At 73.4% G+C, this 14,522-nt stretch carries 12 protein-coding genes; 6 read left to right on the top strand and 6 right to left on the bottom strand.

Annotated features, from left to right (window positions below):
- Positions 1-91 precede the first annotated feature (91 nt).
- Both ACSRUE_RS30760 and dut read left to right on the top strand, forming a co-directional pair.
- The gene (locus ACSRUE_RS30760; protein WP_441286696.1) at positions 92-1,471 is read left to right on the top strand and encodes a site-2 protease family protein; all 1,380 of its coding nucleotides are present in this window, start codon (positions 92-94) and stop codon (positions 1,469-1,471) included.
- Positions 1,472-1,489: 18 nt separating this feature from the next.
- Entirely contained in the window at positions 1,490-1,948 is a 459-nt protein-coding gene (dut, locus tag ACSRUE_RS30765) for a dUTP diphosphatase (protein WP_441286697.1), read from the top strand.
- 56 nt (positions 1,949-2,004) lie between these two features.
- On the opposite strand, the gene ACSRUE_RS30770 is transcribed toward dut, so the two are convergent.
- Positions 2,005-3,540 (bottom strand): serine/threonine-protein kinase, encoded by a 1,536-nt coding sequence (locus ACSRUE_RS30770; RefSeq protein ID WP_441286698.1) that lies wholly within the window; start codon positions 3,538-3,540, stop codon positions 2,005-2,007.
- A gap of 207 nt (positions 3,541-3,747) precedes the next feature.
- Here ACSRUE_RS30770 and ACSRUE_RS30775 point away from each other — a divergent pair, with 207 nt between their 5' ends.
- Positions 3,748-6,489, top strand: a complete 2,742-nt coding sequence (locus ACSRUE_RS30775) for a phosphoenolpyruvate carboxylase (RefSeq protein ID WP_441286699.1) — start codon at positions 3,748-3,750, stop codon at positions 6,487-6,489.
- A gap of 147 nt (positions 6,490-6,636) precedes the next feature.
- Positions 6,637-7,836, top strand: coding sequence for a 6-phosphofructokinase (locus ACSRUE_RS30780; protein WP_441286700.1), 1,200 nt, complete (start codon positions 6,637-6,639; stop codon positions 7,834-7,836).
- A 63-nt stretch (positions 7,837-7,899) separates the two neighbouring features.
- Here the strand turns inward: ACSRUE_RS30780 and ACSRUE_RS30785 are convergent, their stop codons facing one another.
- The 3 genes from ACSRUE_RS30785 to ACSRUE_RS30795 form a co-directional block, all read right to left on the bottom strand.
- Positions 7,900-8,775: an NmrA family NAD(P)-binding protein gene (locus ACSRUE_RS30785; RefSeq protein ID WP_441286701.1), complete on the bottom strand. Its 876-nt coding sequence runs from the start codon at positions 8,773-8,775 to the stop codon at positions 7,900-7,902.
- A gap of 140 nt (positions 8,776-8,915) precedes the next feature.
- Positions 8,916-9,923, bottom strand: coding sequence for an anion permease (locus ACSRUE_RS30790; RefSeq protein ID WP_441286702.1), 1,008 nt, complete (start codon positions 9,921-9,923; stop codon positions 8,916-8,918).
- A complete protein-coding gene (locus tag ACSRUE_RS30795; RefSeq protein WP_437746918.1) occupies positions 9,920-10,537 on the bottom strand; it encodes a DUF47 domain-containing protein in 618 nt (205 codons plus the stop codon). The genes ACSRUE_RS30790 and ACSRUE_RS30795 overlap by 4 nt, the downstream gene beginning before the upstream one ends.
- A 123-nt stretch (positions 10,538-10,660) precedes the next feature.
- Between ACSRUE_RS30795 and ACSRUE_RS30800 the strand changes: the two genes are divergently transcribed.
- Positions 10,661-12,454, top strand: coding sequence for an ATP-binding protein (locus ACSRUE_RS30800; protein WP_441286703.1), 1,794 nt, complete (start codon positions 10,661-10,663; stop codon positions 12,452-12,454).
- 48 nt (positions 12,455-12,502) lie between these two features.
- On the opposite strand, the gene ACSRUE_RS30805 is transcribed toward ACSRUE_RS30800, so the two are convergent.
- Positions 12,503-12,988, bottom strand: a complete 486-nt coding sequence (locus tag ACSRUE_RS30805; protein WP_441286704.1) for a hypothetical protein — start codon at positions 12,986-12,988, stop codon at positions 12,503-12,505.
- Positions 12,989-13,135: 147 nt separating this feature from the next.
- Positions 13,136-13,654 (bottom strand): peptidylprolyl isomerase, encoded by a 519-nt coding sequence (locus ACSRUE_RS30810; RefSeq protein ID WP_441286705.1) that lies wholly within the window; start codon positions 13,652-13,654, stop codon positions 13,136-13,138.
- An 82-nt stretch (positions 13,655-13,736) separates the two neighbouring features.
- On the opposite strand from ACSRUE_RS30810, the gene ACSRUE_RS30815 reads away from it, so the two are divergent.
- Complete coding sequence (locus tag ACSRUE_RS30815) at positions 13,737-14,387, top strand: hypothetical protein (protein ID WP_441286706.1); 651 nt, start codon at positions 13,737-13,739, stop codon at positions 14,385-14,387.
- Positions 14,388-14,522: the final 135 nt, after the last annotated feature.

Genomic DNA, 14,522 nt, shown 5'->3' on the forward strand with positions numbered 1-14,522 from the left:
CCTGGCCGCGCGCAACGCCGCGCACTCTAGGGCCGGCCGCGTCCGCACGGCAATCATTGAGCGAAGGGCCCGCACGGCTTATTACATGCGCATGAGCTTCCGTCTGTTTGGAGTCTCGGTCGACGTCCAGCTCGGGTTCTGGCTCTCCGCCGCGCTGCTCGGGTACGGGATCCTGGCCAGTCAGCAGTACCAGCTGTTCCTGGTCTGGATCTTCGTGGTCTTCCTGTCGGTCCTGATGCACGAGTTCGGCCACGCGCTCGCCATCCAGCGGTACCGGATCGAGCCGGAGATCACGCTCCACTTCATGGGCGGGACCACGACCTGGCGCTCGCTCCTGCCCCTCGGGCGGCTCCAGCACGTGCTGATCAGCCTGGCAGGCCCCTTCGCCGGCTTCCTCGTCGCCGGGGTCGTTCACCTCGTGCTCAACTATGTCCCGGCGCTCTACGCCCTCCCGACCCTGGTGCTGCGCGGGATGGAGATGCTCATCACGGTCAACCTGTGGTGGGGCGTCCTCAACCTGATCCCCGTGCTCCCGTTCGACGGCGGCCACGTGCTCGAGCACGCGCTCGGCCCGCGGCGGGCCCGGCTGACGGCAGCCATCTCGGGCATCGCCGCCGTGCTCCTCGCCATCTTCTTTCTGAGGGCGGGGTTCTTCTTCTTCTCCTTCATCCTCGCCATGTCCGCGTTCCAGAGCCTGCAGCGGTTCCGCAGCGAGCCGTCGGCGCCGTCGCCCTCCATGAATCGCCGGCGAGCAGAGTTCCAGGAGGAGCCGATGCCGCCCGAGACGGCCGTCCTGCTCCAGCGAGCGCGCCGGGCCGTGGAGGACGAGCGGACGGGCGAGGCGATGGCGCTCTCGGCGGAGGTGCTCGCGCAGTCGCCGGCGCCGCCGAAGCGCGCGCTGCGGGAGGCGCACGAGCTCATCGGCTGGTCGCACCTGCTCCTCGGCGACGAGAAGCGCGCGGGGGAAGCGCTCGCGCAGGCGCGCAAGCAGGGCGAGCCGGACCCGGCGCTGGTCGGGGCGGTGCACCTCGCGCTCGGGGAGCTGAAGCAGGCGCGGAAGGCGCTCGAGGCGGCCCGGGAGGCCGGCGACGACCGGAAGGAGGTCGCGGGCCCGCTGATCCGGGTGCTCGTGGAGCAGGGCGAGGTGGCGCGGGCCGCGGCCGTGGCGCTGGACATCGTGGAGCAGCTCTCGGAGGACGACGCGCGGCGGATGGCGGAGATCGCGTTCGAGCGCGGCGCGTTCGACTGGTCGGCGCGGCTCTACGAGGCGATCTTCCGCCGCGTGGGCCTCGGCCAGGACGCGTACGACGCGGCGCGCGCGAGCGCCAAGGACGGGAACCTCGACGGGGCGCTCGATCTGCTCCGGCGCGCGGTGGAGGCCGGGTTCTCGGATCGGGCGCGGGTGTGGTCGGACTCGGCGCTCGAGGCGCTCCGGGGCTCGGCGCTCGAGGCGCTGCTGCCGCGCCCGTGACCGGCTAGGCTCCGCCGCGTGCGCATCCAGGTGCCTTTCCTCCGCGTGGGGCCGATCGAGGTCCCTCCCCCCGCCTACCAGTCCGAGGGAGCCGTCGGGCTCGATCTCTGCGCGGCCATCGAGGCGTCGGTGACGCTCGCGCCCGGGGAGCGGAAGCTCGTGCCCACGGGCTACGCGGTCGCCCTCCCCGACGGCCACGAGGGGCAGGTGCGGCCGCGCTCGGGGCTCGCGCTTCACCACGGCGTCACCGTGCTGAACAGCCCCGGGACGATCGATCCGGACTACCGCGGGGAGATCCAGGTCGTCCTGATCAACCTCGGCGCCGCGCCGTTCACGGTGCACCGCGGCGATCGGATCGCCCAGCTCGTGATCTGCCCGGTCGCCCTCGCGGACGTGGTCCTGGTCCCGGCGCTCGCGCCGACGGCGCGCGGCGCGGGCGGCTACGGATCGACGGGCGTGCGGCGCGAGGAGCCGTAGAGAGGCGTCCCACCGCGTGTCGCCCAGGTCCCGCGGCCTCGCGGGCATGGGCTGCGCTAGCGGTCCGACGAGAACAGCCGGAACACCGCGATCCCGATGCCCAGGACCACGAGGCCCACCGCGACGTGGAAGAGCCCGATGGGGCCCACGCCGCCGATGGGGCCCACGCCGACGCGCTGGCCGCCGAAGAGCAGCGAGGCGGCCGCGAGATCGAGGACGGTGATGACGACGCCCGCGCCGGCGAGCCGCACCGGCAAGGCGAACATCGCCATGAGCTCCCCGGTGCTCAGGCTGGGGCGCGCGGGCGCGCGCTCCGTCATCGGGGGCGGCATCCTCGACGGCGCGTAGGACGGCCGCGCGAAGGGCGCGGGCGCGGGAGGAGACCAGTCGAGCGCGAGCGGCACCACCGGCTCGGTGGGGAGGCTGTGCGGCGGCAAGCGGCCGGCGCCGCGCTCCGGCAGGTGGAGCTCCCGGGCCGTCGCCTCCGCGAACGCCGCCGGCGCCGCGAGGCTGGCGCCCTGGACGAGATCCTGCGACCGCGTCGATCCCGGCGGCGAGGGCGATGCGGGCAACACCGAGGAGCGGACGCGGGCGGCGGCCGGCGCGTGGCTCCGGCTGGGCACCGCGATCGGCGGAGCGCTCCGCGGCAGCCCGAGCGCCTGCTCGACGTCGTCCCAGAACGCCCCGATGTCCCGGAAGCGCTCGCGCGGATCGACGGCCAGCGCCCGCCGGAAGGCGGCCTCCAGCGCGTCGGGCACGAAGATGCCCTCGCTCCTCGGCGTGGGGCGGCGCTTCTCGTCGAGCACCGTGCCCATCATCGCCACGTGATCCCCGCCGATGATCTCGCGGCCGGCGAGCGCCTCGACGACGGTCACGGCGAGCCCCCAGACGTCGGTCCAGGGGCCCGTCTTGCCGAAGCGCTTCGGCGCCCACTGCTCGGGCGCGCCGTAGGCGGGCGTGAACGCCGTCGAGAGGCCGCCCGACGTGGTGGCGGTCTGGCCGGCCATGACCGTCGCGGCGTCGCGGGCGCGGGCGATCCCGAAGTCGAGGATCTTGACGACCTCCGCGCCGTGGATCTGCGCGAGGAAGATGTTCGCCGGCTTGAGATCGCGGTGCACCACGCACGTGGGGCCGCTCGGCCCGGGGAAATGGTGCGCCGCCTCGAGCGCGCGCGCGACCGGCGCGAGCAGCCGGATCACCTCCTCCGGCGAGAGCTGCGGCGCTCCCACCGCCGCGCGGGTGGCGATGTGGCTCGCGAGCGTGCGGCCCTCGAGCCACTCCAGCGCGATGAACGGCACGAAGGCGCCGGTCGCGGCCGAGATCACGTCGTGGTGCAGCGGCCTGACGACGGCAGGGATCGCGGCCGACAGGCGGAACAGCAGCTCCGCTTCCTCGCGAAATTTTTCAAGAAACTGCACGCGCAGCTGCTCGGGCAGCGTCGCCGGGACCTTGAGGCATTTCAGCGCGACCGGCGCTCGAAAAGCCTCGTGGTACGCCCGATAGACGACGCCGAACCCACCCTCGGCGACGACCCGCTCTACCTTGAACGCCCCCTGGGTCGTGCCGACGATCCCGAACACATCATCGGCCATCCACCGAGGGTACACGAGCCCGACGAGGCTTCGAAAGGGCGCGGATGACCGGGCGATGCACAGGCCGTGCTCGCACCGCCGCCCACCTCCCCCAGGCCCCGAGGCGCCGCCCCCGCCCCGGCGCCGCCACACCCGGGCGCCACCGACCGTCCGCCCAGGCCACACTCGGTGGTCCGTTTTACGCCGCATCGCGCTAGGCTGGCGCCCATGCCGCCGCGTCGCCGCGAGGTCGATCGACCTCTTCGCAAAGAAGTTCGCCTGCTTGGACGCCTGCTCGGGGAAGTGTTGATCGAGCAGGAGGGAGAAGAGCTCTTCGCCATCGAAGAGCGCATCCGCACGCTCGCCATCCGCCGGCGGCGCGGCCCCAGCGACGGGCGCGCGCACGCGGCCGCGGAGCTCAGCAAGCTGCTCGCGGAGCTGCCCCACGATCGCCTCGAGCCCGTCATCCGCGCGTTCACCGTCTACTTCCGGCTCGTCAACCTCGCGGAGCAGCACCACCGCATCCGCCGCGCGCGCGCGTACGCGACGGATCCGGGCGCGCGGCCGCAGCGCGGCTCGATCGAGGCCGCGATGCACACGCTCAAGAAGGCCGGCGTGCCCGCGGAGCGCGTGCGCGCCGCGCTCAGGACGCTCGACGTGACGCTCACCCTCACCGCGCACCCGACCGAGGCCGCGCGGCGCACGGTGCTCGAGAAGCTCTACCGCATCGCGAAGAACCTCGAGGAGCGCGATCGCTGCCAGCTGACGCCCGACGAGTCGGCGCGCAAGCTGGCCGAGATCCGCGAGGAGATCACCGCGCTCTGGCAGACCGACGAGGTGCGCCGCGATCGCCCCACCGTCGGCGACGAGGTGAAGAACGTCGCCTGGTACATCGAGGAGATCCTCTGGGAGCTGCTCCCCGATCTGCCCACCGTGATCGGGCGCGCGTTCGAGGCCGCCTACGGCGAGCCGCTCGACGCGGAGATCGCGCCGCTCCGGATCCACTCGTGGGTCGGCGCCGACATGGACGGCAACCCGCTCGTCGTGCCCGCCGTGCTCGAGGATGCGCTGTTCGCCTACCGCATCCGCGGGCTGCGCCGGCTCGTCCGGGCGGTGCGCGATCTCGGCGGCGCGCTGTCGCAGTCGGTCCGGCACGTCACGCCGCCGCCCTGGCTGCTCGCCTCGATCGAGGAGGACGCCGCCGCGATGCCCGAGGTGGCCGCGCACTTCGGCCCGCGCACCGAGGGCGAGCCGTGGCGCCGCAAGCTGCACTTCATCGAGGCGCGCCTCACCGCCACGCTCGAGCACGCGGAGCACGGCCGCGCGGAGGCGCGCGCGCGCACCGGGCAGGGCCCCGCGCGCGAGGGGCGCGCCTTCGTGCGGCCGGAGGAGCCGACGCTCGCGGTCGCCTACCGCGAGCCCGCGGAGCTCGAGCGCGACCTCGCGGTCGTCGCCGACAGCCTGCGCGCCGCGCGCTGCGCGAGCTCGGGCGAGCGGCGCGCCCGGGCGCTGCTCTCGCAGGTGCGCGCGCTCGGGTTCGCGCTCGCGGAGCTCGAGATGCGCGCGCCGGCCGAGGACGCGCGCGCCGCGGCGGCCAGCGTCGCGGCGGGCCGCGTCGAGCCGGCGCAGATGACGCCCGAGGCGCGCCGCGTGTTCGAGGCGCTCCAGCGCATCGCCGCGGCGCAGCGCGACGGCGGCGAGTCGTCCTGCCGCACCCTCGTGCTGTCGATGACCCACAGCGAGGACGACGTCCTCGCCGCGCTCGCGAGCGCGAAGGCCGCCGGGCTGTGGGACGAGGCGCGCTCGTGCGCGCGGATCGACGTCGTGCCGCTGTTCGAGTCGCTCGCCGCGCTGAACGACAGCGCGAGGATCCTGCGCGCGCTGCTCGCGCACCCCGAGTACCGGCCGCACGTCCTCGCCCGCGGCGTGCAGGAGGTGATGATCGGCTACAGCGACTCCGGCAAGGAGGTCGGCCTGCTCGCGGCGAGCGCGGCGCTCCGGCGCGTGCAGGAGACGCTGCCGAAGATCGCCGCGGAGGCGGAGCTGCCGCTCCGCGTCTTCCACGGCCGCGGCGAGTCGGTGGCGCGCGGCGGCGGACCGGCGCACCAGGCGCTGCTCGCCCTGCCGGCCGGCAGCGTCGGCGGCCGCTACAAGGCGACCGAGCAGGGAGAGGCGCTCGACCACAAGTACGCGCGCCCCGAGCTCGCGATGCGCACGCTGGAGATCATGCTGAGCGGCGTGCTCCTTCACACGCTGGGGGCGCAGCCGCGGCCGCCCACCGCGTCGGAGCTGCGCTACGCCGCGGCGTTCGACGAGCTCGCCGAGACCGGCCGTCGCGCCTACCGCGCGCTCGTCTGGGAGGAGCCCAAGTTCGTGGAGTTCTTCACGGCCGTGACCCCGATCGACGAGATCGCGCGCCTGCCGCTCGGCTCGCGCCCGAGCAAGCGGCGCGCGGGCGGCCTGGAGTCGCTGCGCGCGATCCCGTGGGTCTTCGCGTGGACGCAGAACCGGGCCATCCTCCCGGGGTGGTACGGCGTCGGCAGCGGCCTGGAGGCGATGGGCCAGCGCCCCGAGGGCGCGGAGCTGCTGAAGGAGATGATGGCGTCGTGGCCGTTCTTCCGGGCGGTCATCGACAACGTCGAGATGGTGCTCGCGAAGGCCGACATGACGATCTTCGCGGGCTACGCGGAGCTCGCGCCGGCCGCCGCGCGCAAGGCGGTCGCGCCGCGGATCATCGCGGAATACAGGCGGACGCGGTCGTGGCTCAAGCGGCTCACGGGCAACCGGCGGCTGCTCGAGGGCAACCCGACGCTCCAGCGGTCCATCTCGCTGCGCAATCCTTACGTCGACCCCCTTTCATTCCTGCAAGTCGAGCTCCTGCGGGCGAGCCGCGGCGGGGACTCGGGGCGCGATCGCTCGCTCCTGCTCACGCTGAACGGCATCGCCGCCGGCATGCGCAACACGGGGTGAAACACGGCGGAAACAGCGCGCCTTCGACGCCACGCGCTCGACGCCGCGCGGCGCTGTCGTCCAACGCCGGGCGTCGTCAAACAACGATCGCGAACGTGTGACAATCGCTCAGCCAACCTCGTCGTCGCGTGGTAGAAGGCCGGCGCCATGACCAGCATCGTCGAGTTCGGACGTCCCGACACCCTCCCGGCATCGGACAAGCGCCTGCTGCTCGTCTTCGACGGCGGCAACGCCCCTGGCTACTCGTCGGTCGCCGTCGCGCTGACCGAGGAGGCGGCGCGGCGAGGCTACGAGGTGTGGGCCGCGACCGAGGGCTTCCGCTCGCTGACCGCGGACGCGCGCGCCCAGCCCCAGTTCGAGCGCCTCATCATGAGCCGCCGCCAGCGCTACGATCTGCTCGCGCAGGGCATCCCGGCGCGCTCGATGGGGCGACGCGTGCTCGACGCGGGCAGCGACTTCCGCAGCGAGCGCTACTCCGGCTTCCTCGATCGCGAGAAGCGCAAGCAGGCCGCCGCGACCTTCAAGGCGCAGGGGTTCACGCACCTCATCTGCGTCGGCGGCAACGGCACGTTCGAGGGCATCAAGGCGTGGCTCGACGAGTTCGAGGTGCGCCCGCAGGCCGGCTTCGTGAACGTCTCCATCGACAACGATCTGGAGGGCGATCGCGCGATCGGCTTCCTGTCCGGCGTGGAGACGGGCGCGACCATCGCGCGCGGGCTCTACGAGGACGCCTATACGCACAAGCGCATCTACATCCTCGAGATGATGGGCAACCGCAGCGGGCGGCACGCGCTGCACTGCGCGGTGGCTGCCCGGGCGCACCTCATCGTGCTCCCCTTCTTCCGCTTCCCGCAGGACGTGCTGAGCGAGCTCGCCGACGGCCTCAAGGGCGCCGACTACGCGCTCGTGATCGTCGCCGAGGGCTACGAGGCCGAGCGCCGCCGCAAGGAGCACCCCGGCATGTCGGCGAGCGACTACCTGAAGATGCAGCTCGAGGGCGCGGGGCTCCGTGACTCGCCGGACAAGCGCGTGATCGCGGAGCCGTTCAGCCGGTACATCCGCGGGATCCGCCCCGCCTTCCTCGACGTCTCGGCCGCCTTCCTCAAGGGGTCGCTGCTGCTCGCGGCCTTCGACGAGGGGCGCACCGAGGTGATGCCGTACGTGCTCGCCGCGAACGACGTCGGCGTGCTCGACTTCGCCTCCATACGCCGCGAGGACGGCGTGGAGCGGGCGTTCCTGCCGCTGCTCGACCGGCTCGACCTCAAGCGCTTCAAGACCTGGATCCTCGACCACTTCATCAGCCTCGGGGCGGCCCGACCGAGCCGCGCTCCGTCGCAAATCGGATGAGCGCCGCGCCCGCGCCGGCCGGGTGAGCCCCGCGCGCCGGATCAGCGCGGCGCCCTCGCAGGCTCACGCGACCGCTCGGGTCAGCGCGCCCGCGAGGTGCTCGCGCGCCCAGTCCTCGAAGCGGTGCCACCCGACCTCCGGGTAGGCGGCGTGGAGCGCCCCGAGGTCCACGCCGTGACCTCCGCGCGCGAGCCAGCGGAACATGGCCGCGAGGTCCTCGCCGCGCGTGCGCACCTCGGCGAGCGGCACCTCGGCGTAGCGGATTTCCCGGCCTGCCACGCGGGAAAGCGCCGAGACGGCCTCGGCGCCGGTGAGCTCGTCGGACGCGAGCTCGATCCGGTGCCCGAGGAAATCGCGCCGGCGCTCGAGCACGAGCGCCGCGAACCGCCCCACGTCGTCGGCCGCGATCTGCTGCAGCGGGCAGCCCGCCGGGAGCGGGGCGGCGTACACGCCGCGCCGGAGGCCGAGGAGCGCCGCGGGCGTGAGCAGGTTCTCCATCAGGCACACCGGGGCGAGGATCGTGCAAGGCACGCCGAGCGCGGTGATGTGCCGCTCGACGGTCGCCTTGCTCTCGAAATGGGGGACGCCCGTGCCCCGGTCGGCGCTCGCGACCGAGGTGTAGACGAGGTGCGCGCCGCCCGCGGCCCTCGCGCCCTCGGCGGCGGCGAGGCCGAGCCGCAGCTCCGCCTCGACGGCGAGCCCGCCCTCGATCGGCGAGCCCATGGCGAAGACCGCGTCGACGCCGGCCGCCGCGCGCGCGATCGAGCGGGGCTCGTCGGCGCTGCCCTGGACGACCTCGACGCCGAGCTCGATGAGCCGCGCCGCTGTGGGATCGCCAGGCCTGGCGGAGAACGCCCGCACGCGGTGCCCGCGGGCGAGCAAGGCCCGCGCGACCGCCCCTCCCGGCGCCACCGCCGCCCCCGTCACGAGCGCCCGCATGGTCCGCGCTATGGAGATCGGCGGCGGGCTTCGTAAGTCCCAGGGCGGGCCGCGCGAGCGCCGCCGCCCGGCGCGCGAGCGAGGCGCCTGCTCGCGTGCGTGGCGTCACACGCCGCGCGGCGCCGCGCTCGCCTGCGCGGTCAGGGCTGGCCGCTGATGACGTTCGCGATGGTGTAGGCGATCGCGGCGAGGGCGGCCGAGGCGGGGATCGTGAAGATCCAGGCCCAGACGATGCGCCCGGCGACGCCCCAGCGGACCGCGGAGATGCGCCCGCTCGTGGCGCCGACCCCGACGATCGCGCCCGTGATCGTGTGGGTCGTGCTCACGGGGATGCCGAGCGCCGTGGCGCTGAACAGCGTCGCCGCGCCGGCCGTCTCGGCCGCGAAGCCGCCCACCGGCTTCAGCTTCGTGATCTTCATGCCCATGGTCTTCACGATGCGCCAGCCGCCGGAGAGCGTGCCGAGGCCCATCGCCGCGTGGCAGACGAGCACGACCCAGAGCATCGGCTTCGGGTCCTTGCCGCCCTCCTGGAGGCCCGCGGAGATGAGGAGCGCCGTGATGATGCCCATCGTCTTCTGGGCGTCGTTGCCGCCGTGCCCGAGCGAGTAGGCGGCGGCGGAGAGCAGCTGCAGCCGCCGGAACCGGGAGCTCACCTTCCCGGTCGTCCACCCCCGCGCGAGCCGCCGGATGGCGTGCATGAGCGAGAACCCGATGACCGCGCCGAGCAAGGGCGACACCAGGATGAACGCCGCCGTCTTGCCGAAGACCGTCGCGTCGAGCACCGACAGCCGCCCCGCGCTCTTCACCGCGGCCCCGGCGAACGCGCCCATGAGCGCGTGCGACGACGACGACGGCAGCCCCCACCACCACGTGAGCAGGTTCCAGATGATCGCGCCGAGCAGGCCGCCCAGGATGACGTTCGGCGTGATGAACCCCGGCTCGACGCCCTTCGCGATGTTCCGCGCCACCGTGGGCTCGAACAGCGCGAACGCGATGAAGTTGAAGGCGGCGGCCCAGAGCACCGCGGTGCGCGGCGACAGGACGCGCGTCGAGACGACCGTGGCGATCGAGTTCGCGGCGTCGTGAAAGCCGTTGATGTAATCAAACGCCAGCGCGATGACGAGGATGACGAGGATGTAGGTCGTCATGCGTGCTCGAGCACGATGCCCTCGATGATGTTCGCGACGTCCTCGCAGCGGTCGGTCGCGTGCTCCAAGAGGTCATAGATGTCGCGCCACTTCATCACGAGGAGCGGGTCGTTCCCCTTCTTGAAGAGCGCCGCCAACCCGTTGCGGTAGTGCGCGTCCGCCGCGTTCTCGATCTTGTTGATCTCGACGCAGAGCTCGAGGAGGTGCGGCTGCTTCTTGAGGTCCCTGAGCGACTGGATGGCCGAGCTCATGACCGTGCACGCGTCGACGACATCCTGCGCGAGCAGGCGCGCGTCCGGCAGGATGCTGCTGATCTCGAAGAGCACGATCCTCACGCTCGCCGCCTCGATGCAGTCGAGCACGTCGTCGAGGCGGGTGATGAGCGCGTGGATCTCCTCGCGATCGAGCGGCGTGATCCACGTCTGGTGGAGGGCGGCCAGGCACTCGTGGGTGATCTTGTCGGCCTCGTCCTCGAGGTCGGAGATCCGCTGCACCAGGGCCGGGGCTTCGTCGAGCCGGTCGAGCATCTCCAGGAGGAGCTCGCTCGCTGCGACGCTCTGCCGCGCATGGTTGGCCAGCGCGTCGAAGAAGACTGCGTCACGGGTCAATCCCATGGGGCCGGGCGTTTACCTGTCTCACCGCATCACGTCAACGAGTCGTCATGGAACGGACAAAACCAGGTAATATAAGGTCCTTCGCCCACGTCGCGCGCGGCGTGAGCCCGGCACGCTGGTGACATGGGTATACGAAGCAAGCTCATCGCGTTCGCGGTGGGGATCGCGATCCTCGCGGCGTTGGTGTTCGACGGCTATGTCCTGAAGACGCTCGGGGCAGAGCTCTCGGCGTACACGGAGGACGACCTGGCGACGCGGACGGCGCTCGTCACCGAGGTCGCCACGAGATCAGGAGACCTCGCGGCCGAGGCGCCCGCCCTCGCGACGGCGCTGTCGAAGACCGCGGGAGCGCGCGTCACGCTCATCGATCCGCAGGGCGCGGTGCGGGGCGACTCGTCGGTCGCGCCGGAGGGGCTCGGCCAGCTCGACACGCACGCGACGCGCGACGAGGTCGCCGACGCGCGGCACCAGGGCACGGGGCGCAGCGAGCGCGTGAGCAAGACGACGCGGATGCGGATGCTCTACGCCGCGCAGCGGCTCGATCGCCCGGACGGGCCGTGGGTGGTGCGGGTCGCGTTCGAGCCGGTCGCGATCGACCGCAGCCTGTCCGCCGCCCGCACGCGCGTGGTGGAGGGCACCCTCCTGGCCCTCGCGCTCGCCGTCGCCGCGGCGCTCGCCGGGGCGCGCGCCCTCTCCGGGCGGCTCGTCTACCTGACGGACGTCGCGCGGGAGATGCGGGCCGACCTGGGCCGGCGCGCGCGCATGCAGGGGCACGACGAGATCGCCACGCTGGGCGGCGCGCTGGACGACCTCGCCGAGAGCCTGGAGGTGTCGCGGCGCGAGCTCGGGGGCGAGGGAGAGCGCTTCGGCGCGGTGCTCGAGTCGATGCGCGAGGGCGTGCTCGTCACGGACGAGAAGGGCGACATCACGCTGGTCAACCCGGCGCTCTCGCAGCTGCTCGGCATCCGCAGGGACCCGGTCGGCCGCCCGCCGCTCGAGGTGCTGCGCTCGTCGAGCCTGCACGAGCTGCTCGAGGAGGTCGCGCTCGCGCGCGCGGCGGCGACGCGCGAGATCGAGATCGCGCCCGCGGCGCCAGGCGTGGCCGGGCTTCCGGGGCGCCGGATCCTGCTCGTGAACGCCGCGCCGCTCGCGCTGCCGGCGCAGAGCCGCGGGGCGACGGGGGTCGTCGCCGTCTTCTTCGACGTGACGGAGCTCCGGCGCATCGAGGGCCTGCAGCGCAACTTCATCGCCAACGCGTCGCACGAGCTGCGCACGCCGGTCGCGTCGATCCGCGCGAGCAGCGAGACGCTGCTCGGCGGGGCGCTCGACGACCCGGAGGCGGCGCGCGATTTCGTCGAGGTGATCGACCGGAACGCGACCCGGCTGCACCGGCTCGTGGACGATCTGCTCGATCTGTCGCGCATCGAGGGCGGCGAGCGGCCGCTCTCGCCGGGCACGCTCGACCTCTCGGCGCAGGCCGAGGCGGCGGTGGCGCTCCTGCGCGGGCGCGCCATGGAGAGGGACACCGACGTGAAGATCGACGTGGCGCCGGGCACGCTCGTCGCGGCGGATCCGCGCGCGCTGGACCAGATCTTGACCAACCTCGTCGACAACGCGATCCATCACACGCCGAACGGCTCGCACGTGGTGGTGCGCGCGCGGGCCGCGAACGCGCGCGTCGTCCTGGAGGTCGAGGACGACGGTCCGGGCATCCCTGCGGTGCACCAGGCCCGCGTCTTCGATCGGTTCTACCGGGTGGATCCGGGCCGCTCTCGCGCGTCGGGCGGCACCGGGCTCGGCCTGTCCATCGCGAAGCACCTCGTCGAGGCGATGAGCGGCGACATCACGGTGACGACCGGCGCGGCCGGCGGCGCGCTCTTCCGGATCACGCTGCCGACCGGCGCCCAGAAGAAGTAGCAAGCAGGCTCGGCGGCGCTGGCCGGCCTCGCCGAGGGGGAGCGGGCGCTACGGCGCGCAGGCGGTGCGGCAGGAGTCGAACGAGCTCTGGCACGCCGCCGGATCGGCGAGCGCGGGCAGGCCGCCGTCCGCGGGGAACTTCGGCGTCAGGCAGGTCTGGAGGATCGACTGGCACTTCGCGGCGCACTCCGCGAGCTTGGTCGAGAGCGCCCCCGCGTCGGCCGTGGTGGTGGCGCCCCCGTCCTTCGGCGCGCCCGCGTCCACCTGCGCGCCCGCGTTCGGCTTCGGGGTCGCCGGGACGGCCGGGGTCGGGGCGGCCGTCGTGGTCGCTGGCGCGGCCGGGGTCGGCGTCGCCGCCGGCACCGTCCCGGTCGCTGCGGGCGGCGGCGCCGTCGCGGTCGGCGCTGTGGCTGTGACGGCGCCCGGCGCCGGGGCGACCTCCTCCGGCTCGTCGCTGGATTTGCATGCCGCGATCAGCAGCGCTGGCGAGGCGATCATCACGGCGAAGGCGGCGAGGAGCTTGTGAGCGCGCATCGGTGCTTCATGCTGCGCCTCCGCCGGGAACGCAACCCTTGCGCGCGCGGCCCGCGAGGCGCCGTGACGATGCGTGGCCCGCGAGGAGAGGCCGCGCGCGGGCAGGCGGAGAGGTCTCCGGCGGGAGGCTCGCTCTCCGCAGGAGGGCTATTCCGTCCTGAAGATCACGTGGAAGCCATAGCGGGTCTCCACGACGTCGCTGAGCTGCTGGATATCGAGCTCGAACGCCGCATCGGCGAAGGGCGGCAGGACGTCGGCGCGCTCCACGGTGCCGAGCGAGCCGCCGCGCGACGCCGCGCCGGCCTCCTCGCTGTACTGCGCCACCACCTCGCCGAAGTCGCCCCCGCCGCGGATCTCGTCGCGCGCCGCCATCGCGCGCAGGCACGCCGCCTCCCGTGTGCGCGTCGTGCCCTCGGCGCGATCGGCGCCGGCATAGCGGACGAGGATGTGCTTCACGCCGATCCGCGGCGGCTCGTCGGGGCGAGCCTGCCGCGGTGCGCTGGCGGCCGCGAGGCACGCCGCGGCGCTCGAGGCGCTCTCCTCGGCAGGGGCGGCGCTGTGCGGAGGGGCGTGCGCCGCCGCCTGAGGCGCGCTGCACGCGGCGGCGAGCGCCGCGCCGAAGACGGTGAGGAAGCCGAGAGGAGCGGATCGCTCGATCGGGCGCATCGACCGCGGAGCATATCCAGGCGTTCACGAGATCGGAACACTGGGTTTGCATCGCGCGTCGCATCGCTGGTAAGAAGGCAGCATGCAGCGCCTCCTCCTCTCGGCGGCCCTGGGTGCCGCGATGATCGCCGGTTGCAGCACTCAGTTCCGAGACAAACGCACGCCTTCCGGCGAGTTCTGCAGCGACATGCACGTCATTCCGGCGGGCCAGCTGCCCGATCGCGAGTACCATCGCCTTCAGCCGATCGCGAGCGATCCGACGGCCCGCACGGAGGCGGAGCGCCTCGAGTCGCTCCGCAAGGCCGCGTGCGGCGTCGGCGGCGACGCGGTCATCGAGGCGGTCAACGAGGAGATCCGCACCGAGGACGGCCGCTATGCCAGCGTCGCGAGCGGGACGGCGGTGATCTGGGTCCGCCGCACCGAGGGAGAGGCGAAGCCGTTGACGTTGCACCCGGCGGCGCCGCCCGCCGACTCGGCGGCGCCCGTCGAGCCGGAGGCGCCGCCGGCGGACCAGTCTGCTGCTCCTCCGGCTGCATCCGACGAGCCGTACGAGGACTCGCCCGCCCCTGCGACCTCGGCCAAGCCAGGCAAGCCGTGGGCGAAGCCCGCGTCGCCCACCCCGCTGTCGTCGGCCAAGCCGGCCTCCTCTGCCCCGCCGTCGTCGCTCCCCCCGTCGTCGTCGGCCAAGCCCGCCACGTCGTCGGCGCCCGTGAAGCCCGCGCCGAAGAAGTAAGCGCAACAGAAGACGTCGGCGTCGCGCGGTTCCTACCGCTGTGACGCTGACGTCCGGCTGCTCTCTCCTCCCCTGAAACGCTCGGAGCTCGGCTGTCTCGAGTTACGCCTGCGCTTCTCGGATGCGGGCTCGATC

Source organism: Sorangium sp. KYC3313 (genome assembly GCF_052075895.1).
GTDB classification, from domain to species: domain Bacteria; phylum Myxococcota_A; class Polyangia; order Polyangiales; family Polyangiaceae; genus Sorangium; species Sorangium cellulosum_B.